The organism is Pantoea sp. USMM079 (assembly GCF_037153115.1).
GTDB classification, from domain to species: domain Bacteria; phylum Pseudomonadota; class Gammaproteobacteria; order Enterobacterales; family Enterobacteriaceae; genus Pantoea; species Pantoea communis.
Window position 1 is genome coordinate 31,501 of the sequence record NZ_JBBCKX010000004.1, and the last position, 25,721, is coordinate 57,221.

A 25,721-nucleotide genomic window follows, 5' to 3' on the forward strand; every position below is an offset into this window, starting at 1 on the left:
CCTGAAATCTGCTCAACCGCCCAGCAGACGATGAATACGCGTCAAACCTGCTGCCAGGCGATCGGCTTCTTCTTCACTGTTATACAGCGCAAATGAGGCACGACACATTGCGGGCACCGCATAGTGGCGCATCAGAGGTATAGCGCAATGATGTCCGGTGCGGATGGCAATGCCGTATTGATCGAGGAAACTCCCGACGTCAAAGGCATGATGCTTACCAAGGTTGAATGCCACCACGCCACTGCGTTGTGCCGGACCGTAGATAATCAGGTCGGGTACCGACGCGAGCTTATCTAATGCGTAACGCATCAGAGAGGTCTCACGTTCGTTGATGACATCCAATCCCAGCTCACTGATCCAGTTCAGCGCCGCGCCTAAGCCGATGATGCCACCGGTATTCGGTGTGCCGGCTTCAAAACGCCACGGGGCAGTGTTCCAGGTGGTGCCGGTTGGCAGCATCACCTGATCGATCATTGAACCGCCGCCTTCCCAGGGAGGCATGATCTCCTGTAGCGCTTTACGCGCATACAACACGCCGATACCGGTCGGGCCATAAATTTTATGGCCAGAGAAGACGTAGAAATCGCAATCGATATCCTGCACATCCACTTTGTGATGCATCACCGCCTGCGCACCGTCCACCAGCGTGACAACACCCGCGGCTTTCGCCTGCGCCACGATGGCTTTCACCGGATTGACTGTACCGAGCACGTTAGAAACGTGCGTCACTGCCAGCAGGCGCGTGCGGCTATCAATCAACCCGCTCAGCTGCTCAACAGCCAGTTCGCCCTGCTCGTTAAGCGGCAGAACGCGAATTTCAGCCCCGGTGCGCTGCGCCACCATCTGCCACGGCACGATATTAGCGTGGTGCTCCATCTCCGTGATGATGATGTTATCGCCCGATTGCAGCTGACTGCCGCCCCAGCTGTTGGCCACCAGATTGATGCCTTCAGTGGTGCCTTTAACGAAGATAATCTCTTCTGGCGATGCCGCATTGAGAAAACGCGAGGCTTGGGTGCGCACGTTTTCCATATCGGTGGTGGCTTGCGCACTCAGCGAGTGAATGCCACGGTGCACGGCTGCATAGCCGTGCTGGTAAAAATAACTTTCCGCATTGATGACCGCGAGCGGGCGCTGAGCGCTGGCCGCGCTATCAAGGTAGGCCAGCGGATGTCCGTTGACCTCACGTTTCAGAATCGGAAATTCCGCTCTGATTCGTTCGAGATCGAAAGTCATAACTCAACTCCAGGGAAACGCGCACTAATGCGTTCCAGCACCAGCTGGCGCAGCGGTTCTTCTTCCAGCAGTTCGGTCAATTCAGCCGCGAACGCATGGATAATCATCTGCTGTGCGGCATCTTCAGGGATACCACGCGAGCGCAGATAGAACATCTGCTCATCGTCGATACGGCCGATGGTCGCACCATGGCTACACTTCACGTCATCCGCATAGATTTCCAGCTGCGGCTTGGTATCCACTTCCGCCAGGCGACCGAGCAACAGGTTGTTGTTGGTCATCTGTCCGTCGGTTTTCAGTGCATGCTTCGCCACTTTAATGTGACCGTTGAAAATCGAACGGCCTTTATCGCGCGAGATGGTTTTGTGCAGCTGACGACTCAGGCAGTAGCCTTTGTTGTGTTCCAGATAGCTGCGGGTATCCGCCACTTCTGCGTTGATCGGCAGCACCAGACTGTTCAGTGACAGCTGGGTGTTTTCACCGTTGAGCTGCACGCTGGTGTTGTGACGAGACAAGCCAGCACCCAGCAGGAAGCTGGTGCTGCTGACCTGTGCATCACGACCAATCACGATGTCATTGTGTGCAAAGTGATAACTACTGCTCTCTTCAAACGCCAGCTTGATGTGTTTCAGCTGGGCATTGTCGGCGACAGCAAAGGTAAAGCGTGCACCGGTAAAGTGGGCCGCACCGTTCAGCGTCACGTAATGTTCAATCACTTCAGCTTCGGCGCTCTGCTCCAGCTCAAGATGATGGCGGTGATGAACGGTGTTCAGCGCATCGGCTTTGCCGCTGGTGATGTGCAGTAAATACAGCGGACGTGCCGCCGATTTGCCGCGCGCCAGACGAATGGAAGTCACTTCCTCCGCCAGGCTTTCGGTGAGATGCAGGAACACTTCTGGCTGCACCGCAGCCGGCAACGGGCGGCGTTCAGCCGCACGGCTGTGCTGCACGTCAAACAGATCGGTGTCGCGCGCGCTCAGCTCAGGCTGGAAGCGGCCATCAACAAACACCAGACGCACCGCATCCACCGGTAGCGCCAGCTCAGCAACCTGTTCCGCCGTCACGGTCTGCGCTTCTGGCAACACGAACTGGTTGGCGAACAGGCCATCCAGCGCGGTGTATTTCCAGTTTTCATGCTTACGGGTCGGCAAGCCGACACGCATTAATTGCTGCCAGTGCTGCTGTGCCTGCAGAGAACGCACCTCACCGCGCGATTCAAACAGGTGATGCCACTGTTGCAGGGCGTTATCACTCTTCGTCGGTAAGCCAGCCATAGCCTTGCTCCTCCAGCTGTTTAACCAGCGAGAAATCGCCAGACTTAACGATTTTGCCCTGATACAGCACGTGCACGTGATCTGGCTTGATGTAATCCAGGATGCGCTGGTAGTGGGTCACGATAATGAATGAACGCTTACCGTCACGCAGGCTGTTAACGCCTTCAGCGACGATTTTCAGCGCATCGATATCCAGACCGGAGTCGGTTTCATCCAGGATGCACAGTTCTGGCTCAAGAGCAGCCATCTGCAGAATGTCGTTACGCTTCTTCTCACCACCGGAGAAGCCGACGTTCACTGAACGGGTCAGCAGATCTTCAGGCATCTTCAGCAGTTTAATTTTGTCTTCGATGAAGTCCTGGAAATCAAAACGGTCCAGCTCTTCCTGCTCACGGTATTTGCGCACCGCATTCACAGAGGTCTGCAGGAAGAATTGGTTGCTGACGCCCGGGATTTCAACCGGATACTGGAACGCCATGAAGATGCCTTCGCCCGCGCGCTCTTCTGGCTCCAGCTCAAGCAGGTCTTTGCCATGGAAGCTGACAGAACCACCGGTCACTTCGTAATCTTCACGACCTGCCAGCGTTGCAGACAGGGTACTTTTACCTGAGCCGTTAGGGCCCATGATGGCGTGGACTTCGCCTGGTTTCACTTCAAGGTTCAGACCGCGCAAAATCTCTTTGTCTTCAACGCTAACCTGTAAATCTTTAATGCTTAACATACTCTTTCCTTCACATTGCTTCCGGCAACGCGTGTGGCATCAGCCCACACTGTGCTCAAGGCTGATAGCCAACAGTTTTTGCGCTTCCACGGCGAATTCCAGTGGCAGCTCGGAGAAAACGTCTTTGCAGAAGCCGTTGACGATCATTGAGATCGCATCTTCTTCGCTAATGCCGCGCTGCAGGCAGTAGAACATCTGGTCTTCACCAATACGCGAGGTCGTGGCTTCATGTTCCAGCTGTGCCGTGTTGTTGCGCGTTTCCACATATGGGAAGGTGTGCGCACCGCATTCGGCACCAATCAGCATCGAGTCACACTGGGTGAAGTTACGCGCGTTGGTCGCGGTTGGCATGATTTTCACCAGACCACGATAGGTGTTCTCACTCTTACCGGCAGAGATCCCTTTCGAGATGATGGTCGACTTGGTGTTCTTACCAATGTGGATCATCTTGGTGCCGGTATCCGCCTGCTGACGGCCGCTGGTCAGCGCCACGGAGTAGAACTCACCCACGGAATAGTCACCGCGCAAAATGCAGCTTGGGTATTTCCAGGTGATGGCTGAACCGGTCTCAGACTGCGTCCAGGACATCTTGCTGTGGTCGCCTTCACACAGCGCACGCTTCGTCACGAAGTTGAGGATACCGCCCTCGCCTTCACCGCCCGGGAACCAGTTCTGTACGGTGGAGTATTTCACTTCGGCATTTTTGTGGATGATCACCTCAACCACTGCGGCGTGCAGCTGGTAGGTGTCACGCACCGGGGCTGAGCAGCCTTCGATATAGCTGACATAGCTGTCTTCATCGGCGATCAGAATGGTACGTTCGAACTGACCGGTTTTCGCCGCGTTGATACGGAAATAAGTCGACAGCTCCATCGGGCAACGCACGCCTTTAGGGATGTAGACAAAAGTCCCGTCTGAGGCCACAGCAGAGTTCAATGCTGCGAAGAAGTTATCGTTGTGGGGAACCACAGTACCGAGATACTTCTGCACCAGCTCTGGATGATCGTGAATCGCTTCGCCGAATGAGCAGAAGATAATGCCTTGCTCAGCCAGTTTGTCACGGTAGGTGGTGGAAACGGATACGGAGTCAAAAATCGCATCAACCGCGACTTCACGTCCTTCACGTACCGGAACACCCAACTGATTGAAAGCGTCTTCCACTTCTTTGGTCAGGTAATCGCTTGACGCGACGCTGCCAGAGGTTTGCTTCGCACCCGGTTCAGACGCGCAGCTATCATCACAGTTGCCGCAAGACGGCGCGGAATAGTAGCTGTAGTCCTGATAATCGAGTGAGGCGTAGTTAGCTTTCAACCAGTGTGGCTCTTCCATCTCTAACCAGGCACGGAAAGCCTTGAGGCGGAATTCCAGCATCCACTCAGGTTCGTTACGTTTGGCCGAAATAGCACGCACCACATCTTCATTGATGCCGTGTGCCAATTCGTCGGTTTGCAACTGGGTAAAGAAGCCTTCTTTATAATTCAGGCTACCTTCCCACGTTTGTACATCGTCAGATGCTTCGCTGTGTCGTGACATTTTACTTACTCGACGCCAAAGCTCTCACCGCACCCGCAGGCGTGCTGAGCTTTAGGGTTGTTGAATTTAAAAATCTGGTTCAGGCCTTCACGGACATAATCCAGTTCGGTACCGTCAACAAACGGCATAGCCTGAAGAGGCACAAATAATTTTGCGCCGAATTGCTCAAACGTCAGGTCGTCATCGGCTGGCTCTTTTGTCAGATCCATAACGTACCCAAAACCGGCACAGCCGGACTGCTTCACACCCAATCTAAGGCCCTTAACTTCAGGATCCGCCTCAACCAGGTTAAGAATCTGTTTCGCTGCCGATTCGGTCAGCGTAAGCCCTTTCCAGACGAAATCGTCGGGTGAAAAGGAAGCTGCATTTACTGATGACATAGTGCTACCTCGTAAGTCTGGGCCTTTTCAGGCTATCCCCCTATGGTAGTGATATCAGATACCACTTCAACCTCTTGTTTTGCAGGGATAATCATCTCGTGCTGTTTTTTACTGTTGCTTTATTAAGCATAGTCTCTTCAATCGAGCTTGTGAGCGGCATTCCCGTGCGCGCCACACCCGCGTAACCCGTTAAAATGACGTAAAATTTAGAAATTCAACTTTACGACATCGTCATGATTGATAGGTTACGCCTTTCTTCAATGTAAAGAGATTGTTATTGCCGATTTTAGTAACAGGCAAAGGAAATCAATAAAATTTCATTGCGGGAATTGCATTCCTGACGCGGTTGAATATGATAATGATTATCATTAACCCATTTAAGGTAGCGACATGACGCTTACCGTCTCAGCCTGGTTACAACACAAAATCGATGAATATAAGTTTTCAGTGCGTGATATCACCGTCGACTTCTACATGGCTCAGGCTAAGCTCAACCGCACCGATTGTACTATTGACCAACTGCGTCGCTTTAACGACACCTGTCTCGACATGGCAGAAATCTGCGAGCTTAACGGCGACGACCAAAGCTATCTGCATGCCATGGGCAAGCTCCATCACCGCTTAGTGCAGGAGATGGGCAATGCCGATCGCGACCGTTTATTCCGTATTCAGGCCTATCAACTGGCGCGCCTGTCGTTGACTCGCTTGTGTCATCAACTGGCGCTCAGCGGCGAGTGGGATAAAGCCACCAGCCTGCAGAGTGATTTCGTCCGTCACGCAGGCTGGATATTCTAATCCAGCTTTGTGACGACTCCTACAATTTGTTTACATCATTTCCAGTAATGCCTGCAGCGGATGGCGCATGCCATTGCCCTCGGCGCGTTTAACCTGGCTGCGACAGGAGAAACCTGTCGCCAGACAACGCTGACGTGGCAGTTTCTGTAACTGCGGATGCCATGAGAGTTCGTAGATGCCGAGCGAATTTTCGAGGTTCTTGCTCTCATGTCCGTACGTCCCCGCCATACCGCAACACCCGACGTTGACGTTCTCCAGCTTCGCACCGAAACGCGCAAAGATGTCCTGCCACTGATTCGGCGTTGAGGGCAGCGCAGTGACTTCAGTGCAGTGTGCAAACAGATACCAGGCCTCGCCGCTGGCAGTTTGAACCGCACGCGCATCTAAGGCCTGCTGCAACCATTCGTGGACCAGTTGTACCTTAAATTCACCGCGCTGCTCACCCAGCACTTCCTGATATTCATCGCGATAACACAGTACCGTTGCGGGATCGACTCCAACCATCGGCATTCCCAATTGGGCGACACGATTAAGAAACTCGGCGGTTTTGCCGGCAGTGCGCGCAAAGCGCTGCAGGAAGCCTTTCACATGTTGTGCTTTGCCATTAGGTGAGAAGGGTAATAACACCGGGCGGTAACCCAGCTTCTCAATCAATTTGACGAAATCGGTCACCAGCTGCGCTTCGTAATAGCTGGTGAACGGATCCTGCACCACCAGTACACAGTTTTCACGTTGCGCACTATCCATCGCTTCAAGCTGTTCCAGCGTCAAACTCATCGCCGGATGGCCGCCGAGCTGCTGTTTCAGGCTTGGAGAGGAGAGCAATGGCAGATCGACCATACCAATGTGGGTTTTACTCAGATCGCGCACCCACGGCTGCTTGAGGAAGAAGTTGAACACCTTTGGCGCTTTAGCCATCAATGGCGCATAACTCTCAACGGTGGCCACCAGATGATCGCTCATCGGACGCAAATAGCGCGTGTGATAAAGCTGCAGGAAGCGCGAGCGGAAGCCCGGTACATCAATCTTAATCGGGCACTGCGTCGAACAGGCTTTGCAGGCTAAACAGCCTGACATCGCCTCTTTCACTTCATGAGAAAAGTCATACTCGCCCTGCTTCGCGTGCCAGGAGTTACGCGTGCGTTGGATCAGTGTGCGCAGGCTGGCACCCTGTTTAGGCAGCGCCTGTTCCAGCTGCGAGGGATCAACGCCCTGCTCTGACAGCAAACGCAACCATTCACGCGTTAGCGTCGCGCGTCCTTTCGGCGAATGGATACGGTTGCGGGTAATCTTCATCGACGGGCACATCGGGCTGCGCGCATCAAAGTTGAAGCATAAGCCGTTGCCGTTGCACTCCATGGCACCGCGCCAGTCATTTCGCACCGTGACCGGAATCTGACGATCGTAAGTGCCGCGTTTCACCGCATCCACCTGCATCATCGGCTCGTTGCTGCCCAGCGGGGTGCAAATCTTGCCGGGGTTCAGGCGATTATCAGGATCGAAGGCGGCTTTAATTGCGCGCAGTTCGTTGAACAGCGTCTCGCCAAAAAATTCCGGGCTGTACTGCGCGCGGAATCCTTTACCGTGTTCACCCCACAGTAATCCGCCGTAGCGTGCGGTCAGCGCCACCACCTCGTCGGAGATTTGCTTCATCAGCATTTCTTGCTGCGGATCGCACATGTCGAGCGCAGGACGGACGTGCAGCACACCGGCGTCCACGTGGCCAAACATGCCATAACTCAGGCCATGGCTATCGAGCAAGGCGCGGAAATCGACGATGTAATCCGCCAGTTGTTCTGGCGGAACTGCCGTGTCTTCCACAAACGGAATCGGCTTGGCGCGCCCTTTGGCGTTACCCAGCAAGCCCACCGCTTTTTTGCGCATATTATAGATGCGCTCGATACCGCCTAAATCATTACACAGTTGATAGCCGATCACACCGCCCTGCTGCTGCGCCATCAGCTCATCCAGTCGACCGCACAGGCTGTTGACCTGCTGTTCAATCAATTCGCCGTTGTCACCGGCAAATTCAACAATATTCAGGCCGAGCATTTCCTTGTCCGGCACATCGGTAATAAGCTCTTTTACCGAATGCCAGACAATATCCTCACGTGCCAGATTCAACACCTTAGAGTCCACGGTTTCCACTGACAGCGCTTTGGCTTCCACCATGAAAGGGGCATTACGCAGTGCAGAGTCAAAGGAGTCGTACTTGATGTTCACCAGACGACGCACTTTCGGGATCGGCGTGATGTCCAGACGCGCTTCCGTAATAAAGGCCAGCGTCCCTTCTGCACCGCATAACAAACGCGTCAGATCGAAGGTTTGCATGTCATCGCTGAACACATGACGCAAGTCATAACCGGTCAGGAAGCGGTTAAGCTTAGGGAATTTATCCAGAATCAGATCACGCTGATCACGACAGCGATTCAGCACCTGATGATAGATACGCCCTTCTGCTGTCGGTGTTGTTGCTAATTGCTCAGCCAGTTCGGTGGGCATCGCGCGGGTATCCAGGATATCGCCGCCGAGCAGAACCGCCCGCAATCCCTCCACGTGATCCGAGGTTTTACCATACACCAGCGAACCCTGCCCGGATGCATCGGTATTGATCATGCCGCCTAAGGTAGCGCGATTACTGGTGGAGAGCTCCGGCGAGAAGAAGAATCCATAAGGCTTCAACCAGGCATTGAGCTGATCTTTCACCACGCCCGCTTCCACACGCACCCAGCCCTGTTCAGGATTGATTTCAAGGATGCGATTCATGTAGCGCGACATGTCGACCACAATGCCCTGATTGAGTGACTGACCGTTGGTACCCGTTCCGCCGCCGCGTGGGGTAAACACCAGGCTGTTAAACCGCGTTTCGCCCGCCAGACGAGCGATTAACGCCACGTCCGCCGTCGAACGCGGAAACAGCGCGGCATCGGGTAACAGCTGATAAATGCTGTTATCGGTAGAAAGCGAGAGACGATCGGCATAACTGGTGGCGACATCGCCGGTAAAGCCTTGTTCTTTTAATGACTGCAGGAATGTCAGCACCAGTTGAACGAGGCCTGGCGCCTGGGAAATCTGTGGGATCATTATTGCGTGACCGAGATGTTGTAAACGTTTGCGTGGTTATTTTTTTCAACCACTGGTTTTATCATATTTTTTTAATGGCTGCTGTTTTTTCAGGAAAGACCTCCGCGACACCTGCTTTTTTCTGTTTAATTTTCAGGAAATAGCTCATCATTGATCAGGGCCCACGCGGTCCACCACGAAGGATTAATTGAGGTCAAAACGTTGTGATGAAAAGCCTGCAACGCGGTATGGATCTACCGCAACTGCTGTTCTCGTTGATGTTCATTCTCATCATGATCATCGCCTGCCTGTGGGTGGTACAACCCTTTATTCTGGGCTTTGCCTGGGCCAGCATGGTGGTGATTGCGACCTGGCCATTGATGATCCGTTTGCAGCATTTGCTGTGGGGACGGCGATCGCTGGCGGTGATCGCCATGACCATTCTATTACTGCTGCTGTTTATTATTCCCATTGCCCTGCTGGTGAGTAGTCTGATCGATAACAGCGCGCCGGTGATTGCCTGGGCCACGCAACGCCATCTGGTTTTCCCGGACTTTGTCTGGCTGCGTGAGATTCCTTATATCGGCAACAAAACCTACTCCAGCTATCACAAAATGGTCGATGGCGGCGGGACGGCGATTTTAAATCAGCTGCAACCTTACATTGGCCGCACCACCGGCTTCTTTGTGGCGCAGGCCGGCCACTTTGGCCGCTTTATGATTCACCTCGCCGTCATGCTGCTATTTAGCGTGTTGCTCTATTGGCGCGGTGAGCAGGTCGGCCACGGCATTCGCCACTTTGCTTATCGCATGGGCGGACGTCGCGGCGATGCGGCGGTGCTGCTGGCTGGGCAAGCGATTCGTGCCGTGGCGCTGGGTGTGGTGGTGACGGCGCTGGTACAGGGTGTGTTAGGCGGCATTGGCCTGGCGATTTCCGGCATCCCTTATGCCACCTTGCTCACCGTGCTAATGATTCTGACGTGCCTGGTGCAGTTGGGGCCGTTGGTGGTGCTGGTACCGGCTATCATCTGGCTCTACTGGAGTGGCGATACCACCTGGGGCACGATATTACTGGTGTGGAGTTGTGTAGTCGGTACGCTCGATAGCGTGTTGCGTCCGATGCTGATTCGCATGGGTGCGGATCTGCCGATGATTCTGATCCTTTCCGGTGTGATCGGTGGATTGATCGCCTTCGGCATGATCGGGCTGTTTATTGGCCCGGTGGTGCTAGCGGTATCTTATCGTTTGGTTTCCGTGTGGATGCATGAAGCACCCGCTCCGGATGATGATCCGCAAACGGCCATCGAAGCTCTTGCCGAACATGAGGAAGAGCAACCTTAAAACTGACCTTATCCGCGAGCGGTGCAGATAAATGCACCGCCTTCTTCTCCCACTTCTGATTTGCCTTACCTACTGCGCTGAAAGCAACTTAATCGCTGTCACATAATTGCCTGCACCACCCTTTATTTTTCATAAGCGATTTTTAAGAAAAAACGCAGATTTAGGCGCTTTAGGTGGATTTCGCTAACGGAATGATTATTTTTCGAACTGAATCATCAGGCGCAACCGTTAAAAAAGCTCAGAAAAGATTATCAGCTTTAAACTAATAAGAGGATTCTTAAAGACGCCAGCAAGCCTGATGAATAACATGAATCCTATGTTTGAGATCAAACCACTGATTTTTAAACAACCTTTTTCCCCTGAGTAAAGTGAAGAATTGCTGTGTGTAGTCTTTGCCCATCCCCTGTGATGGGCTTTTTTTTTGTATTTTTTATGGATAAAAAAAAGGCCAGCAGCGCTGGCCTTAATGATTTCATCAGGGACGCTTCAGATTTACCCCGAACGCGCCCTAATTGATGTCTGATTACTGCTTAGCAGCATCCAATTCCGCCAGATTTAACCAGGTTTGCACCACGGTATCTGGGTTCAATGACAGGCTATCAATACCCTGCTCCATCAACCACGCAGCGAAGTCTTCATGATCTGAAGGACCCTGGCCACAAATTCCAACATATTTGCCTTGTTTCTTGGCGGCCTGAATCGACATCGACAGCAGCGCCTTCACCGCTTCGTTGCGCTCATCAAACAGTGCAGACACCACGCCAGAATCGCGGTCCAGACCCAACGCCAGCTGTGTCATGTCGTTCGAACCGATAGAGAAGCCGTCGAAATACTGCAGGAACTGTTCAGCCAGCAAGGCGTTTGATGGGATTTCACACATCATGATTACCTTCAAGCCGTTCTCACCGCGCTTCAGACCTTGCTTGCCCAGTTCTTCCACCACGGCCGCCGCCTGGTCAACAGTGCGCACAAATGGAATCATAATCTCGACGTTAGTCAGACCCATTTCATTACGCACACGTTTCACGGCTTCACACTCCAGCGCGAAGCAGTCGCGGAAGCTGTCCGCCACGTAGCGGCCCGCACCACGGAAGCCCAGCATCGGGTTCTCTTCTTCTGGCTCGTAACGCTCGCCGCCCACTAGATTGGCGTATTCGTTCGATTTGAAGTCTGAGAGGCGCACAATGACGCGCTTCGGCGCAAAGGCCGCGCCCAGGGTGGCGATGCCTTCGGTCAGACGCGCAATGTAAAACTCAACCGGATCATCGAAGCCCTTCATCATTTGACGAATCTGCTGCTGCAATTCTGGCGTCTGCTGGTCAAACTCCAGCAGCGCTTTCGGGTGCACACCGATCATACGGTTGATGATGAACTCCAGACGCGCCAGACCAACACCTTCATTTGGCAAACAGGCGAAGTCAAAGGCGCGATCCGGGTTACCGACGTTCATCATGATTTTCAGTGGCAGGTCCGGCATAGTATCCACTTGCGAACTGGTCACTTCAAAGTCCAGCAGATCCTGATACACATAACCGGTGTCGCCTTCAGCACAGGAAACGGTCACCTTATGTCCATCTTTCAGGTAATCGGTGGCATCGCCACAGCCAACGACGGCAGGAATGCCCAGCTCACGTGCGATGATCGCCGCATGGCAGGTACGGCCACCACGGTTGGTCACAATCGCGGAGGCCTTCTTCATGATCGGTTCCCAATCCGGGTCGGTCATGTCGGTGACCAGCACGTCACCTTTCTCGATGCGATGCATTTCGCTGATGTCATGAATCACTTTCACTTCACCCGCGCCAATGCGATGGCCGATGGCACGGCCTTCGACCAGCACCTTGCCTTTCCCTTGCAGGTTATAGCGCTCCATCACCTGACCGTTAGAGCGCACGGTTTCCGGACGCGCCTGCACAATGAACAATTTGCCGGTGTGACCATCTTTCGCCCACTCGATATCCATTGGGCGCTTGTAGTGCTGCTCAATCAACACCGCCTGGCGCGCCAGATCCTGCACTTCGTCATCGGTCAGGCTAAAGCGGTCACGCTGCTCCTGATCGACATCTTCAATGCGCACCTGCTCACCGTGCTCCTGAGAATCGGCATACACCATGCGGATCTTTTTGGAACCCATAGTGCGACGCACGATGGCCGGGCGATTGGCTGCCAGTGTGGGTTTGTGCACGTAGAATTCATCCGGGTTCACCGCACCTTGCACCACCATCTCACCAAGACCGAACGCCGAGGTGATAAAGACCACCTGGTCGAAACCGGATTCGGTATCAATGGTAAACATCACGCCAGAAGACGCGAGATCGGATCGCACCATGCGCTGAATACCCGCTGACAGGGCAACGCCACGATGGTCGTAGCCCTGGTGCACGCGGTAAGAGATCGCACGATCGTTAAATAAAGAAGCGTACACGTGCTTCACGGCCACCAGCACCGCATCAAAGCCCTGCACGTTAAGGAAGGTCTCCTGTTGCCCCGCGAACGAGGCATCGGGCATGTCCTCAGCGGTGGCGGATGAGCGCACCGCAAAGGAAGCGTCGGCATCATCAGAAGAGAGTTGCTCATAGGCAGTACGAATCGCTTCTTCCAGCTCAGGCAGGAATGGCGTGTCCACGACCCATTGACGAATTTGTTTACCGGCCTTAGCCAGCTCTTCAACATCATCAATATCCGTTTTGTCCAGCAAATCATAAATGCGCTGGTTCAGTCCGCTTTGATCGAGAAACAGATTAAAGGCGTAAGATGTCGTGGCATAACCGTTGGGCACGGAGACGCCCAGTGACGACAAGTTAGTAATCATTTCTCCCAGGGAAGCATTCTTGCCCCCCACCCGATCAACATCATGCATGCCAAGCTGGTTGTACCAGAGCACTAGCGACTGTTGGTCTTGATTGGACATTGAGATTATCCTTCATTTAAATGATTGGAGCACATGGAACATTTTGCTATTCGCCAAAACAGCCTGGCACAATCAATAAATAAAGACTAAGTGTTGAATCGTTAAAGCAGAAAAAGAAACGCAAATTCGGACTAGTTCCCGCTGGCATCAAAGTTGCGCAACGGGCTTATTTAATGCTGAAACATGGCCGCAACGATATTTTTCCCCTTTTCAGAGGGTTAGCCATTGCTTTTTGTTGCGCAACAGATTCAGACTTTATTTTTACCTTGTGATAAAAATTGCGGGGAAATAGCCGTTTTCAAAACAGCATTTCATCTAATATTGTTCATCACACAAATCAAATTCCAGCAGAAAGCACTCAGGATATGGATATTTCATTTTATTTTTAATTAAAATGAAACATCGGCAATGACATTGTTACGCAAAAGTAAATAAGAGGGGATTTCGCCTATGAGCACTGAGCGCAGTGTGTTCTACATTTCAGACGGTACCGCCATTACCGCGGAGGTATTGGGGCATGCCGTGCTGTCGCAATTCCCTGTGAACATCAATAGCGTGACCCTGCCCTTTGTTGAGAATGTTCAGCGAGCTCAGGCGGTGAAGGCGCAGATTAACGCGCTGTATCAGCAAAGCGGCGTACGTCCGATTGTGTTCTTTTCCATCGTCACCCCGGATGTGCGCGAAATCATTCTGGAAAGCGAAGGCTTTTGCCAGGACATCGTGCAGGCATTGGTGGGTCCGCTGCAAAGTGAGCTTGGCGTATCTTCAATGCCAGTGGCGCACCGAACCCATGGTCTGACGGCGAGCAATCTCGGCAAATATGATGCGCGTATTGCCGCGATTGATTACACGCTTGCGCACGATGATGGTATCTCACTGCGTGGTCTGGAGGATGCACAGGTCATTTTGCTCGGCGTCTCTCGCTGTGGCAAAACACCCACCAGCCTCTATCTGGCGATGCAGTTTGGTGTCCGTGCGGCAAACTATCCCTTTATCGCCGATGACATGGATAACCTGAAATTGCCGCCGGCGTTACGCGCCCATCAACATAAGCTATTTGGATTAACCATCGATCCTGAACGTCTGGCGGCGATTCGGCAGGAGCGTGCAGAGAATACCCGTTATGCCTCGATGCGCCAGTGCCGCCTGGAAGTGGGGGAAGTGGAAGCGCTCTTCCGCACGCATCAGATTCGTTACCTTAACAGTACCAACTATTCGGTAGAGGAGATTGCCACCAAAATCCTCGACATTATGGGTCTGCGCCGCAGCATGTATTGATCTGTACGCCAGGCCGTAAAGCCTGGCTTCCGTCTTGTTTCGCTCACCTTTCTTTTTAGCGGGTTGAATTCGCGGCCTATTGGTTTATTGTGACCACCATCACTTCCCGGTATTTCACCGTTGCGAAGAACAGATTTTGAGAATCTCAATGAACAAGACTGATGAACTGCGTACCGCGCGCATCGGCAGCCTGCTAACGCCCGCTGTGCTTGCGCTAGAACACCCCATTTCACCGGAGGTGGCGGCCACCGTCACCGCTGCGCGCCAGCGTATTGCACGCATTTTGACCGGTGAAGATCCACGCCTGTTGGTGATTATCGGCCCGTGCTCGCTACACGACCCTAAAGCCGCGCTGGACTATGCCGAACGCCTCAACGTGTTACGCGAACGTTACCAGGATCGTCTGGAAATCGTGATGCGCGCTTACTTCGAAAAACCGCGCACGGTGGTCGGCTGGAAAGGATTGATCTCAGATCCGGATCTGGATGGCAGTTTCGACGTCAATCGCGGCATCGCCATTGCTCGTAAACTGTTGCTGGATATCAACGCCACTGGTATGCCGACCGCCACCGAGTTCCTTGATATGGTGATCGGCCAGTTTATTGCCGACCTGATCAGCTGGGGCGCGATTGGTGCACGCACCACGGAGAGTCAGATCCACCGTGAAATGGCTTCGGCACTGTCGTGCCCCGTTGGTTTTAAAAATGGTACGGACGGCAATGTACAAATCGCGGTGGATGCCATTCGCGCGTCACGCGTCAGCCATATGTTCCTGTCTCCGGATAAACACGGTCAGATGACGATTTACCAGACCAGCGGCAATCCGCATGGTCATGTGATTCTGCGCGGTGGTCGTCAACCTAACTACCACGCCGAAGATGTCGCGGCCGCGGCCGCAAATCTGCGTGATTTCAATTTGCCGGAACAGCTGATCATCGACTTCAGTCATGGTAACTGCCTGAAACAGCATCGTCGCCAGCGCGATGTTGCGGATGATGTGGCAGCACAAATTCGTGCGGGATCACGTGCGGTGGCGGGTGTGATGATTGAGAGTTTCCTGCAGGAAGGTAATCAGAAAGTGGTGAGCGGCGAGCCGTTAAACTACGGTCAGTCCATTACCGATCCCTGCCTGAGCTGGGAAGATAGCGCCGAAGTGCTGGAGAAACTGGCTGCCGCGGTCGACAGCCGTTTTTAATCACCTTAGCTGGAGCAACTCACCTCCAGCGTTTTGCCCCACTCTGGCGGCCGTTGGCGTAACTCTGCGCTGACGGCCGCATCATCAAATGGCTGTTGTAAAGCCAGATGGAGCCGCTCCAGCGCCGCCTTCTCACCCTGCTCGACTTCTTCAATCACCTGCTGTGCCAGATAATTGCGCAACACCAGCGCTGGGTTGGCCGCCTTCATGACCTGCTGGCGTTGTTCATCTGATGCCTCATCCTGCAGCAGACGTTGACGATAGCCGTCGTACCAGTGGTCAAACGCCTCGCGGTCGATAAATTCATCACGCAGCGGCGAACGCTGTTGATGCTGCTGCGTCTCACTCAGTAAGCGAAAGGTCAACGTGTAATCGCTTCGCTCTTGTGTCATCAGCGACAGCAGTTGCGTCAGAATCGCGTTGTCATTGGCATCAGCGGTCAGAAGGCCCAGTTTAGCGCGCATCTTCTCACCCCAGACCCGCATAAGTTCCGTTTCATAATGGCTGAGCGCCTGTTTTAACTGATCCGTGCTCATCAACCCTGACAATGCATGCGCCAGACGATTGAGGTTCCACAAACCAATCATCGGCTGATTCTCAAAGGAATAACGCCCCTGATAATCGCTGTGATTGCAGATGAATCCGGGTTGGTAATCATCAAGGAAGCCATAGGGACCATAATCCAGCGTCAGTCCGAGGATCGACATGTTGTCGGTGTTCATCACGCCATGCGCAAAGCCTACGCTCTGCCAGTGGGCGATCAGGCTGGCAGTGCGTTTCACGATATCGGTAAACCACAGCACATAGCGGTCAGCGTCATCGCTTAATTCTGGCCAGTGATGATGAATGGCGTAATCTGCCAGTTGCCGGACCTTATCCTGCTCGCCGCCATAGTAAAAATGTTCAAAGTGACCAAAACGCAGATGACTCTCAGCGATGCGCATCAGCATTGCCCCGCGTTCCTGCGTTTCACGCAGCACTGGCTCATCGCCAATCGCCAGAGCCAGCGCGCGAGTGGTGGGAATCCCCAAATGGTGCAACGCTTCCGAAGCCAGGAACTCACGCACGCTGGAACGAATCACCGCCCGGCCATCACCCATACGCGAATAGGGTGTCAATCCCGCCCCTTTCAAATGCCAGTCGAGTTTACGTCCGTTCGTCAGTTGCTGTTCACCCAGCAGAATGCCCCGCCCATCGCCCAGTTGGCCGGCCCACACACCAAATTGATGTCCGCTGTAAACCTGCGCCAGCGGGGCCATACCTGGCAATAGCTCACGACCACTCCAGACGCCGTGCCCCTGCCCAGTGAAGAGCCCGGCATCCAGTTCCATTTCTGCCGCCAGCGGCGCGTTATGATAGAACAGGCGCCCGCCTTCCAACGGCGTTGGCATCAGCGCCGTATAGCATCCCGGCAGCTCTTGCTGCCAGCTATTAATAAATTGCATCACCACTCCAGAAGGTGCACACAAAAAGCACCAACAGTGAGTTTAAAGAATAGGGTTCAGTGTAACGCTGGGCGTCAGCGGATGACAGTTGAAAGGACTACTGCTGTGAAGGGGTGTGCGAAGTCACATCAGGATAAATAAGATCACCTAACCGTTCCGCTTTGACAACCGGGAACAAATTGCCTTGCAGTTGAGCTCCGCTCAGCGTGCTGACTTTCTCCAGCATGAGGTTATCGTCAACACCACATATTATGAGCTGATCGGCATAATCTGAGAAATTATCGATGACCGTTTGGATAAATGGTGTAAAAGATGCACGTTTAGCCAGGCCTTGTATAAAGGTTTTATCCAGTTTCAGTACACTAAAGAGATTATCGTAAACTGCGGTTGCAGGTGCTTTACCCGCACCAAATTGGGAAAGTGATAAACGGAATTCCTGCTGTAATGTTGCCAGAAGTGGCTGCGCTTTTCCGCGCGCTAATTGCGGAAACGTTTCGCTAATATCGAGAATAATAAAAGGAAGTTGTTTAAATTTCCTTAACAGAAATTCACTTTCAAGCAGCGTTAACGCCATCGAATCATCAATACGAACCAAAGCGGTAATTTGATGTAGCTCAAAAAAGTCACGGTACTTTTCCAGTAAAGAAAGCTGGCTCTGCATTAACCGTAATTGCTGCGCATCGTCTAATTGCGGCAACAGCAAATCCTGCGGCAGCGTAATAGGTGCGCTGTCGTGGACGAATTGCGTCACCAGCTCGACCGCAGTCAGCTGGCCCGCCAGTGTATAAACTGGATAGAACCAGGTTTCCGACTGATAGTCGGCAGATAAATGGACTTTCATTTTAGCAGCCAGAAGCAGTGGCAATTGGCGCATCGTATATCAATGAAAACGGTCAGGCAATAGGACCAAACGTTAGAAGAGACGCAATTTTGTGCCTGATTAAACCGTTTTAAGCCATAAATAAAACTTAAGCCAAATAGCCGAGGTGGTTGTCCATACTCATTAAATAAATTCAGTCTTATTTTTAGTATTTATGCGAGCACAGGTAAAGTGCCATTTTAAATGAGAGTTAAATTTGAGGGGAATTCAATAATAAACCGGCTGAAAAACCATGAAGAGAATAGGTCATTCAGCACTGGTATGGTAATCATTCAGATACGACGTGCCTGCCAAAATACCTTGCGCCAATAGACATTATCCAGTGAAGAGCGAATCACGCCCTGGCTGGTCGAAGCGTGGATAAAGGTGTTATCGGTATCATAAATACCCACATGCAGGCCATTCTCTCCGCTGCCCGTTTTGAAGAAGACCAGATCACCGGGCAGTAAATCTCGTTTATCAATGCGAGTGCCAATATCCGTCTGGTCAACGGTAGAACGCGGCAGTTGCATATCGAATTTATCGCGGAAGGTCAGATAAACAAAACCAGAGCAATCCACACCGCCTCGACTTAACCCGCCGTAGCGATAAGGCGTGCCACGCCAGCGACCTAACTGATCGTTGAGTTGAGCAATCACGGTGATGGAATCAGAAAGGCGGCCATTCGGCGGCGGCGCGTGATGGCTACTACACCCAACCAGCAGCAGCATCAGAAGAAATACCGTTATTCGCATCAGAATGTCCCTAAATCCGTCGCCCGGATGACACTTTAGCGGCAAATCTGCTTAACAGGCAATGTTATTCAGGGAATAAACAGCAGAGGGCCTTGCGGTGTATCTAATTGTTGAAACTCGGTTTGGTACAACGGAGAGAGATTGGCGGCGGTTAAGACGTCCCGCGCACTCCCCTGCATCACCACTTCCCCCTGATGCATCAATCCTACGCGGTCGGCATGGCGCAGACTGTGGTTAAGATCATGGCCGCTGGCAATCACCGCAATACCGGCGTGGCACAGCTGGAGCAGCAATTTATCCACGGCTCGCTGCTGCGCGACATCCAATGCCGTCATCGGCTCATCCAGAATTAAAAGCTTGCCGTGAGGATTGATCGCCGGATGGATTTGCATCACTACTGCCGCCAGCCGCACACGCTGCCATTCGCCACCAGAGAGCTGCGTCAGTTGACGGGTTAATTTGTCGTGTATGCTGAGTTGCGTCAGCACATCATTGAGTGTGACATCTACCTGCGGCGACGCCGAAGAGAAATGCAGACGCAGATAGTGCCAGACGGGCATGGTCCCTAATGCGGTCTGTTGCTGCGGTAACCAGGCACGCCATTGAGCCAGCGCGGCCCCGCTTAAGCGGCTCAACGACTTTCCTGCAAGCTGAATCACGCCTTGAGCCGGCAATAATCCCGACAGCGCACAGAGTAAAGTACTTTTTCCCGCGCCATTCGGGCCCACCAAATGTATCCATTCACCTGCATTGACGCTGAGATCAACCGGAGCCAGACGTCCCGCGACGCTGACTCCCTGACACTGCAACAACATTTACTCTGCCAGCGCCTGCTCAACGCGTTTCAGGATGATCGGATCATCAGGCGTCATATCCGGAGAGAAACGCGCAATCACCTTACCCTGTTTGTTGATGAGGAATTTTTCGAAGTTCCACAAAATGTCGCCCTCGGCTTTTGGTGCACGTCCTTTGCTCACCATACGCTCGAGGAAACCGCTGCCTTCAGGACGTTCGGCTTCAGGCTGTGCCGCCGTTAACTGCGCATACAGCGGATGACGATTGGCACCGTTCACATCGGTTTTATCGAACATCGGGAAAGTCACACCATAAGTGGTGCTGCAGAAGGTTTTGATCTCTTCGTTGCTGCCCGGCTCCTGCTCCAGAAACTGGTTGCAGGGGAAACCCAGCACGCTAAAGTTTTTGTCCTGCCAGGCTTTCTGCAGTGACTCAAGCTGCTCATACTGCGCCGTCAGCCCACATTTTGACGCCACGTTGACCACCAGCAGTACGTTGTCCTGATACTGTGCCAGCGTCGTTTTTTCGCCGTCCAGGGTAACCAGTTCTGTCTGATAAATGCTCATTGTCGATTCCTGTTGTTGAGACCAAGATGCCAGCCATTGCTAGCGCGAAGATTTCACTAATAGCACGATAAACAGCGGTGCGCCGAGGGTGGCGGTGACCACGCCAATCGGCAACTCTGCCGACGTCAGCACCAGTCGGGCGATAATATCTGCCCCGAGGAGCACCGCAGCCCCTGCCAGCGCCGAGGCGGGCAGCAGGTATCGGTGATCGCTAAAACCGCTTAAGCGTAACAGATGAGGGATGACCAATCCGACAAACCCGATGGCACCGGCCATCGCCACGCTGGCGCCAACCAGCCAGCCCATCGCCAACACTAACAGGTTACGCCACAACAATAACGGCAGGCCTAGCTGACGCGCCGAGGTTTCCCCCAGTGAAAGTAAATTCAGCGTCCGAGCGGTGGCTGTCAGCAGCAGAGTGACCGGCAACAGCGCCAGCATCATCCAGCCATAGCGCCAGTCAATACCGCCAAAGCCGCCCATCATCCAGTACATTAACTGCCGTAGATCGAGGCTGGTGCTAAAGTACACGGCCCATGTCATCACTGCGCTACAGATAATGCCGAGCGCGACCCCCGTGAGCAATAAGCGGCTGACTGAAAGCTGACGATGGGCAAAGTGCAGCAGGATCAGCGTGATCAATAATGCGCCCGCCATCGCCGCCAGCGTCAGGCTCCATAATGAGCCATTGCCCAGCATGACACCCAACACTAACCCAATGCCCGCGCCATTGGATACGCCAAGCAGGCCGGGTTCTGCCAGCGGATTGTTGAACAGCGCCTGCATCACCACACCACACACCGCCAGCGCAGCGCCCACCAGCAGCACCGCCAGCGTCCGCGGTAAGCGCAACTGCCAGACGAAGAGTTCACCGTTAGAGGAAAACCATTGGGTTGGCGATATCCAGATGTCTCCGGCGCACAGGCTGAGAATAAACAGCAGCAGCAGAATGGCACCGAGCAGCATCAGCCAGCGCTGGCTACGACGATCGGCCTGACGGGCAAGCTGGTCCAACAGAGTCATAGATAAGATTGGCAGAGAAAACAGAGATTTGATTGTAGTGGGATTGTGGCAAAAAGAAAGCGGCACCGAGTGGGTGCCGCTGAGCAACGCTTACTGATGAGGCGGGATCGGTTGACCGTGATTATCACGCTTGTCGTGGCTATCACGCGAGTCATGATGCTGGTCGCGCGGCTGCGGTTTGTTATCGTGGTGCGGCGCATTGCCCGGGTGCTGTGGCTGCCAGCCGTTACCGTTCCAGTAACCGTGCGGGCCTTTGGTGCCGATGCGTTGATTGTGGTGCTGTTTCCACCAGGTTGGCGCACGCCAGTCGTAGCCATCCCAGTAGTAGCCACGTTTATCTTGATCACCGATATGAATAGAAACACCCGGTGTGTTGATGTTAACGGAAACATTGGCGCTAGCCAGCAGCGGCATGCCTAACAGGATGCCCAGTAAAAGTGCTGTCTTTTTCATCAGCAATATCCCTTGTTATGTGATGGCGCTGTTATAACAAATGGATTGCCGCAGTCACTATCAGCCAGTGCCGATTTTCATCCTATTTTCCGGATACTTACGAAATCCTGACATTATGGAAAGATTGCGCAGAACGCCTATTTTACAGCCAATAAAAAAGGCCGCTAAGCGGCCTTTTTGTCATACTGAAATTAGTCAGCGTCCTTCGGTGTCGCGTTCTCAACGCGACTTTTCAACTTCTGTCCCGGACGGAAGGTCACCACTCGGCGGGCAGTGATAGGAATATCTTCCCCCGTCTTCGGGTTACGGCCCGGACGTTGGTTTTTGTCACGCAGATCAAAATTACCAAATCCGGACAGTTTAACCTGTTCTCCGTTTTCTAACGCGCGGCGAACTTCTTCAAAGAAGAGCTCAACCAACTCTTTGGCATCGCGTTTGCTCAACCCGAGTTTTTCAAACAGGTACTCTGACATTTCAGCTTTTGTAAGCGCCATAGGTTCAATCCCTCAAGGTTGCCTGGAATCGCTCTTTTAATGCCGCAACGCATTTGGCAACGGTCGCGGCAATCTCCTCTTCTTCGAGTGTCCGGCTGGTATCCTGCAAAATCAGGCTAATCGCGAGGCTCTTTTCGCCCTCGTTCACGCCCTTACCACGGTACACGTCAAACAAGTTTACGCCAACTACCTGATTTACGCCAACTTTCTTACACTCCGCGATGATATCTGCTGCGGGCACGTTTTCAGCCACTACCACAGCGATATCACGACGGTTCGCCGGGAAGCGTGAAATCTCGCGCGCGTCAGGCAGGACGCGGTCTGCGACCTTATTCCAAAGCAGTTCAAACACTAAGGTGCGGCCGTTGAGATCCAGCTTACGTTCCAACTCCGGATGAACCACTCCGATAAATCCGATTCGTTCGCCGCGTAAATAAATTGCCGCGCTCTGTCCCGTATGCAGCGCCGGATTGGCTTCTGCACGGAAAGAAATCTCATCGAGTTTACCGGTCAAATCCAGTAACGATTCTAAATCGCCTTTTAAATCATAGAAGTCAACTGTCTGACGCGCCAGATCCCAATGCTCTTCATAGCGATTACCGCTCAGAACGCCCGCCAGCATAAGATCCTGGCGGATACCGAGATCGGCCTGCGTATCAGGAACAAAGCGCAAACCGCTCTCAAACAGGCGCACACGGCCTTGCTGACGGTTCTGGTTATACACCACCGCACCAAGCAGACCGGTCCACAGTGACAAGCGCATTGCTGACATATCGCTGGAAATCGGGCTTGGCAGGATCAGCGCTTCTTCACCCGGATGCAGCAGCTGCTGCACTTTCGGATCAACGAAGCTGTAGGTAATCGCTTCCTGATAGCCTTTATCGACGAGCAGGTTACGCGCACGCTTCAGCGACAGATCCGCTTCGCGATGCTTCGTCATAATCAGGTTGGCTTTCACCGGCACGTCTGGAATGTTGTTGTAGCCGTATACGCGGGCCACTTCTTCAACCAGATCTTCTTCAATCGCCATATCGAAACGCCAGCTTGGTGCAACGGCTGTCCACTCGCCATTGCCCACGGTCACTTCGCAACCGAGACGCGTCAGGATATCGGTGACCTGCTCATCGCCGATCACGTGGCCAATCAGGCGGTCCAGCTTTTCGCGACGCAGAGTAATGGTGGCGCGCTCAGGCAGCTTGCTGGCGTCAGTTTGATCGATAACCGGACCCGCTTCGCCGCCACAAATGTCCAGCAGCAGCTGGGTGGCGCGTTCAATGGCTTTAAATTGCAGGGCCGGATCAACACCACGCTCGTAACGATGCGACGCGTCGGTATGCAGGCCCTGACGACGAGCACGGCCGGTGATCGCCAGCGGTTCAAAGAAAGCACACTCGAACAGCACATTTTGGGTTTCTTCGTTCACACCAGAGTGCTCACCACCAAAAATGCCGCCCATCGCCAGCGCTTTCTGATGGTCAGCAATCACCAGCGTGTCGCTGCTGAGTTTCGCTTCTGTGCCATCCAGTAAGGTCAGGACTTCACCCTCTTCCGCCATGCGCACCACGATGCCGCCGTCAATGCGATCGAGGTCAAAGGCGTGCATCGGCTGACCGAGTTCCAGCAGAACGTAGTTGGTGATATCCACCACCGGGTCGATAGAACGGATGCCGCAGCGACGCAGTTTTTCACGCATCCACAGTGGCGTTGCCGCTTTCACATTGATGCCTTTTACTACGCGGCCCAGATAACGTGGGCAAGCATCGGTGGCATCTACGCGAATCGGGAATGTATCAGTAATGGTCGCTTTAACCGGCTCAATCGTTGGCTCGGTGAGCGGCAAACCGTTGACTACCGCCACATCGCGCGCGATACCGATAATACCGAGGCAATCGGCACGGTTTGGCGTCACGCTGATTTCGATGGTGTTGTCATCCAGCTGCAGGTAGCTGCGGATGTCAGTGCCAATAGGCGCATCAGCAGGCAATTCAATAATGCCACTGTGATCGTCGGAAATACCCAGCTCAGAGAACGAGCACAGCATGCCTTCTGAAGGCTCACCGCGCAGTTTCGCGGCTTTGATTTTGAAGTCGCCTGGCAGTACAGCGCCGACGGTCGCCACGGCGACTTTCAAGCCCTGGCGGCAGTTTGGCGCGCCACAGACGATATCCAGCAGGCGCTCGCCGCCCACGTTGATTTTGGTCACGCGCAGTTTGTCTGCATTCGGATGCTGGCCGCACTCCACCACTTCACCCACGACCACGCCATGGAACGCACCGGCGACCGGATCCACGCCGTCCACTTCCAGGCCGGCCATGGTGATTTGCTCAGACAGCGCAGCGCTGTCCAGGGCTGGATTTACCCATTCGCGTAACCAGAGTTCACTGAATTTCATTGGATAACCTGCCCTTATTTAAATTGTTTGAGGAAACGTAAATCATTTTCGAAGAAGGCGCGCAGATCGTTCACGCCGTAACGCAGCATGGTCAGACGCTCCATTCCCATGCCGAAAGCGAAGCCAGAGTAGACTTCCGGGTCGATGCCCACATTGCGCAACACATTTGGATGCACCATGCCGCAGCCCAGCACTTCCAGCCACTTGCCATTTTTACCCATCACATCCACTTCCGCAGACGGTTCGGTGAACGGGAAGTAAGAAGGACGGAAGCGAATCTGCAGGTCTTCTTCAAAGAAGTTGTTCAGGAAATCGTGCAGCGTGCCTTTCAGGTTGGTGAAGCTGATGTCTTTATCAACAATCAGGCCTTCCATCTGATGGAACATTGGGGTGTGCGTTTGATCGTAGTCGTTACGATACACACGACCTGGCGCGATGATGCGGATCGGCGGCTGCTGGTTTTTCATGGTGCGGATCTGCACGCCAGACGTCTGGGTGCGCAGCAGACGGGTGGCATCGAACCAGAAGGTATCGTGGTCAGCACGCGCCGGATGGTGGCCAGGAATGTTGAGTGCGTCGAAGTTATGATAGTCATCTTCGATTTCCGGGCCAGTGACCACCGCAAAGCCCAACTCGCCGAAGAAGTTTTCGATACGGTCGATGGTGCGGGTCACCGGGTGCAAACCACCGTTCTCAACGCGACGACCAGGCAGCGAGACATCAATGGTCTCTGCCGCGAGGCGCGCATTCAGCTCAGCGCTTTCCAGGGTGTCTTTACGTGCGTTAAGACGATCCTGCACCTGCTGCTTCGCTTCGTTAATCACCGCACCTGCTGCCGGACGGTCTTCCGCTGGCAGTTCACGCAGGGTGGTCATTTGCAGCGTCAGATGCCCTTTCTTACCCAGAAATTCGACGCGCACGGCGTCCAGGGCGGCGATATCCGACGCCTCGTCGATAGCGGCCGTGGCACGGGCCACCAGGTCTGCGAGTTGGGACATGATTTCCTCTTCTTCCAGCCGGGCTGGTCAGTTCTTGTAAGGACCGTGAGATCCGATTAAGTGTCGCCAGAAACAAAAAAGCCTCCACGAGGGAGGCTTTCAGCGCGATTTTTCGTTTCTTTTCTTATGCGCAAAAGCCCCCGATTGTCAGGCGCTAAAGTAAAAAAAGAAACGGAAAATAGCAGCGTGCATGCTTGCGTTACCTTGTCTTGATA

General features: G+C 53.5%; 22 protein-coding genes, 1 other RNA gene and 1 other annotated feature. Of the genes, 5 read left to right on the top strand and 18 right to left on the bottom strand.

Going from position 1 to position 25,721, the window contains the following annotated elements:
- Positions 1 to 12 precede the first annotated feature (12 nt).
- From sufS to sufA, 5 genes are read right to left on the bottom strand one after another with little or no spacing between them, the layout of a single operon-like run.
- The gene (gene sufS, locus WFP70_RS08320; protein WP_337023271.1) at positions 13 to 1,236 is read right to left on the bottom strand and encodes a cysteine desulfurase SufS; all 1,224 of its coding nucleotides are present in this window, start codon (positions 1,234 to 1,236) and stop codon (positions 13 to 15) included.
- Complete coding sequence (sufD, locus tag WFP70_RS08325; protein ID WP_038647308.1) at positions 1,233 to 2,510, bottom strand: Fe-S cluster assembly protein SufD; 1,278 nt, start codon at positions 2,508 to 2,510, stop codon at positions 1,233 to 1,235. The genes sufS and sufD overlap by 4 nt, the downstream gene beginning before the upstream one ends.
- Positions 2,485 to 3,231: a Fe-S cluster assembly ATPase SufC gene (gene sufC, locus WFP70_RS08330; RefSeq protein WP_034821684.1), complete on the bottom strand. Its 747-nt coding sequence runs from the start codon at positions 3,229 to 3,231 to the stop codon at positions 2,485 to 2,487. The genes sufD and sufC overlap by 26 nt, the downstream gene beginning before the upstream one ends.
- A gap of 39 nt (positions 3,232 to 3,270) precedes the next feature.
- Entirely contained in the window at positions 3,271 to 4,764 is a 1,494-nt protein-coding gene (gene sufB, locus WFP70_RS08335) for a Fe-S cluster assembly protein SufB (RefSeq protein WP_038647310.1), read from the bottom strand.
- A gap of 5 nt (positions 4,765 to 4,769) precedes the next feature.
- The gene (gene sufA, locus WFP70_RS08340) at positions 4,770 to 5,144 is read right to left on the bottom strand and encodes a Fe-S cluster assembly scaffold SufA (RefSeq protein WP_038647312.1); all 375 of its coding nucleotides are present in this window, start codon (positions 5,142 to 5,144) and stop codon (positions 4,770 to 4,772) included.
- Between the two features lie 390 nt (positions 5,145 to 5,534).
- Between sufA and WFP70_RS08345 the strand changes: the two genes are divergently transcribed.
- On the top strand, positions 5,535 to 5,939 hold the full coding sequence (locus tag WFP70_RS08345) for a hypothetical protein (protein WP_045813973.1): 405 nt from the start codon (positions 5,535 to 5,537) through the stop codon (positions 5,937 to 5,939).
- A gap of 30 nt (positions 5,940 to 5,969) precedes the next feature.
- Here WFP70_RS08345 and ydiJ read toward each other — a convergent pair whose 3' ends face one another.
- On the bottom strand, positions 5,970 to 9,023 hold the full coding sequence (ydiJ, locus tag WFP70_RS08350; RefSeq protein ID WP_337023270.1) for a D-2-hydroxyglutarate dehydrogenase YdiJ: 3,054 nt from the start codon (positions 9,021 to 9,023) through the stop codon (positions 5,970 to 5,972).
- A gap of 206 nt (positions 9,024 to 9,229) precedes the next feature.
- On the opposite strand from ydiJ, the gene ydiK reads away from it, so the two are divergent.
- Together ydiK and rprA are read left to right on the top strand one after the other, a co-directional pair.
- Positions 9,230 to 10,342 (top strand): AI-2E family transporter YdiK, encoded by a 1,113-nt coding sequence (gene ydiK / locus WFP70_RS08355; protein WP_211727840.1) that lies wholly within the window; start codon positions 9,230 to 9,232, stop codon positions 10,340 to 10,342.
- Positions 10,343 to 10,658: 316 nt separating this feature from the next.
- Positions 10,659 to 10,766, top strand: an RNA gene (gene rprA, locus WFP70_RS08360) — antisense sRNA RprA.
- A gap of 99 nt (positions 10,767 to 10,865) precedes the next feature.
- On the opposite strand, the gene ppsA is transcribed toward rprA, so the two are convergent.
- Positions 10,866 to 13,253: a phosphoenolpyruvate synthase gene (gene ppsA / locus WFP70_RS08365; protein ID WP_058959747.1), complete on the bottom strand. Its 2,388-nt coding sequence runs from the start codon at positions 13,251 to 13,253 to the stop codon at positions 10,866 to 10,868.
- Positions 13,254 to 13,703: 450 nt separating this feature from the next.
- Here ppsA and ppsR point away from each other — a divergent pair, with 450 nt between their 5' ends.
- Together ppsR and WFP70_RS08375 are read left to right on the top strand one after the other, a co-directional pair.
- Entirely contained in the window at positions 13,704 to 14,531 is an 828-nt protein-coding gene (ppsR, locus tag WFP70_RS08370; RefSeq protein ID WP_058959746.1) for a posphoenolpyruvate synthetase regulatory kinase/phosphorylase PpsR, read from the top strand.
- 148 nt (positions 14,532 to 14,679) lie between these two features.
- Positions 14,680 to 15,726 carry a 3-deoxy-7-phosphoheptulonate synthase gene (locus tag WFP70_RS08375; RefSeq protein WP_337023269.1) on the top strand — a complete coding sequence of 349 codons (1,047 nt, stop codon included), beginning with the start codon at positions 14,680 to 14,682 and terminating at the stop codon, positions 15,724 to 15,726.
- A gap of 5 nt (positions 15,727 to 15,731) precedes the next feature.
- On the opposite strand, the gene WFP70_RS08380 is transcribed toward WFP70_RS08375, so the two are convergent.
- From WFP70_RS08380 to pheM, 11 genes are all read right to left on the bottom strand, one after another.
- Complete coding sequence (locus tag WFP70_RS08380; protein ID WP_097119268.1) at positions 15,732 to 17,171, bottom strand: protein adenylyltransferase SelO; 1,440 nt, start codon at positions 17,169 to 17,171, stop codon at positions 15,732 to 15,734.
- 97 nt (positions 17,172 to 17,268) lie between these two features.
- The gene (locus WFP70_RS08385) at positions 17,269 to 18,012 is read right to left on the bottom strand and encodes an EAL domain-containing protein (protein ID WP_097119291.1); all 744 of its coding nucleotides are present in this window, start codon (positions 18,010 to 18,012) and stop codon (positions 17,269 to 17,271) included.
- A gap of 311 nt (positions 18,013 to 18,323) precedes the next feature.
- Positions 18,324 to 18,785 (bottom strand): NlpC/P60 family protein, encoded by a 462-nt coding sequence (locus tag WFP70_RS08390; RefSeq protein ID WP_097119267.1) that lies wholly within the window; start codon positions 18,783 to 18,785, stop codon positions 18,324 to 18,326.
- 68 nt (positions 18,786 to 18,853) lie between these two features.
- The gene (btuD, locus tag WFP70_RS08395; protein WP_337023268.1) at positions 18,854 to 19,600 is read right to left on the bottom strand and encodes a vitamin B12 ABC transporter ATP-binding protein BtuD; all 747 of its coding nucleotides are present in this window, start codon (positions 19,598 to 19,600) and stop codon (positions 18,854 to 18,856) included.
- On the bottom strand, positions 19,601 to 20,146 hold the full coding sequence (locus WFP70_RS08400) for a glutathione peroxidase (protein WP_034821708.1): 546 nt from the start codon (positions 20,144 to 20,146) through the stop codon (positions 19,601 to 19,603).
- 39 nt (positions 20,147 to 20,185) lie between these two features.
- Entirely contained in the window at positions 20,186 to 21,169 is a 984-nt protein-coding gene (gene btuC / locus WFP70_RS08405) for a vitamin B12 ABC transporter permease BtuC (protein WP_337023267.1), read from the bottom strand.
- Positions 21,170 to 21,259: 90 nt separating this feature from the next.
- Entirely contained in the window at positions 21,260 to 21,622 is a 363-nt protein-coding gene (locus WFP70_RS08410) for a DUF2502 domain-containing protein (RefSeq protein ID WP_182057725.1), read from the bottom strand.
- Positions 21,623 to 21,813: 191 nt separating this feature from the next.
- Positions 21,814 to 22,116, bottom strand: coding sequence for an integration host factor subunit alpha (ihfA, locus tag WFP70_RS08415; RefSeq protein WP_007892687.1), 303 nt, complete (start codon positions 22,114 to 22,116; stop codon positions 21,814 to 21,816).
- Positions 22,117 to 22,120: 4 nt separating this feature from the next.
- Positions 22,121 to 24,508, bottom strand: a complete 2,388-nt coding sequence (pheT, locus tag WFP70_RS08420) for a phenylalanine--tRNA ligase subunit beta (RefSeq protein WP_337023266.1) — start codon at positions 24,506 to 24,508, stop codon at positions 22,121 to 22,123.
- 14 nt (positions 24,509 to 24,522) lie between these two features.
- Positions 24,523 to 25,506, bottom strand: coding sequence for a phenylalanine--tRNA ligase subunit alpha (gene pheS / locus WFP70_RS08425; RefSeq protein WP_034821723.1), 984 nt, complete (start codon positions 25,504 to 25,506; stop codon positions 24,523 to 24,525).
- Positions 25,507 to 25,577: 71 nt separating this feature from the next.
- Positions 25,578 to 25,703, bottom strand: a sequence feature (Phe leader region).
- Positions 25,654 to 25,698, bottom strand: coding sequence for a pheST operon leader peptide PheM (gene pheM, locus WFP70_RS08430; RefSeq protein WP_121626058.1), 45 nt, complete (start codon positions 25,696 to 25,698; stop codon positions 25,654 to 25,656). It overlaps the preceding feature by 45 nt.
- Positions 25,704 to 25,721 lie beyond the last annotated feature (18 nt).

Bases quoted from the DNA above. Each gene is read 5' to 3' on its own strand.
- sufS (WP_337023271.1), bottom strand. From the start codon at position 1,236: ATGACTTTCGATCTCGAACGAATCAGAGCGGAATTTCCGATTCTGAAA.
- sufD (WP_038647308.1), bottom strand. From the start codon at position 2,510: ATGGCTGGCTTACCGACGAAGAGTGATAACGCCCTGCAACAGTGGCAT.
- sufC (WP_034821684.1), bottom strand. From the start codon at position 3,231: ATGTTAAGCATTAAAGATTTACAGGTTAGCGTTGAAGACAAAGAGATT.
- sufB (WP_038647310.1), bottom strand. From the start codon at position 4,764: ATGTCACGACACAGCGAAGCATCTGACGATGTACAAACGTGGGAAGGT.
- sufA (WP_038647312.1), bottom strand. From the start codon at position 5,144: ATGTCATCAGTAAATGCAGCTTCCTTTTCACCCGACGATTTCGTCTGG.
- WFP70_RS08345 (WP_045813973.1), top strand. From the start codon at position 5,535: ATGACGCTTACCGTCTCAGCCTGGTTACAACACAAAATCGATGAATAT.
- ydiJ (WP_337023270.1), bottom strand. From the start codon at position 9,023: ATGATCCCACAGATTTCCCAGGCGCCAGGCCTCGTTCAACTGGTGCTG.
- ydiK (WP_211727840.1), top strand. From the start codon at position 9,230: ATGAAAAGCCTGCAACGCGGTATGGATCTACCGCAACTGCTGTTCTCG.
- ppsA (WP_058959747.1), bottom strand. From the start codon at position 13,253: ATGTCCAATCAAGACCAACAGTCGCTAGTGCTCTGGTACAACCAGCTT.
- ppsR (WP_058959746.1), top strand. From the start codon at position 13,704: ATGAGCACTGAGCGCAGTGTGTTCTACATTTCAGACGGTACCGCCATT.
- WFP70_RS08375 (WP_337023269.1), top strand. From the start codon at position 14,680: ATGAACAAGACTGATGAACTGCGTACCGCGCGCATCGGCAGCCTGCTA.
- WFP70_RS08380 (WP_097119268.1), bottom strand. From the start codon at position 17,171: ATGCAATTTATTAATAGCTGGCAGCAAGAGCTGCCGGGATGCTATACG.
- WFP70_RS08385 (WP_097119291.1), bottom strand. From the start codon at position 18,012: ATGAAAGTCCATTTATCTGCCGACTATCAGTCGGAAACCTGGTTCTAT.
- WFP70_RS08390 (WP_097119267.1), bottom strand. From the start codon at position 18,785: ATGCGAATAACGGTATTTCTTCTGATGCTGCTGCTGGTTGGGTGTAGT.
- btuD (WP_337023268.1), bottom strand. From the start codon at position 19,600: ATGTTGTTGCAGTGTCAGGGAGTCAGCGTCGCGGGACGTCTGGCTCCG.
- WFP70_RS08400 (WP_034821708.1), bottom strand. From the start codon at position 20,146: ATGAGCATTTATCAGACAGAACTGGTTACCCTGGACGGCGAAAAAACG.
- btuC (WP_337023267.1), bottom strand. From the start codon at position 21,169: ATGACTCTGTTGGACCAGCTTGCCCGTCAGGCCGATCGTCGTAGCCAG.
- WFP70_RS08410 (WP_182057725.1), bottom strand. From the start codon at position 21,622: ATGAAAAAGACAGCACTTTTACTGGGCATCCTGTTAGGCATGCCGCTG.
- ihfA (WP_007892687.1), bottom strand. From the start codon at position 22,116: ATGGCGCTTACAAAAGCTGAAATGTCAGAGTACCTGTTTGAAAAACTC.
- pheT (WP_337023266.1), bottom strand. From the start codon at position 24,508: ATGAAATTCAGTGAACTCTGGTTACGCGAATGGGTAAATCCAGCCCTG.
- pheS (WP_034821723.1), bottom strand. From the start codon at position 25,506: ATGTCCCAACTCGCAGACCTGGTGGCCCGTGCCACGGCCGCTATCGAC.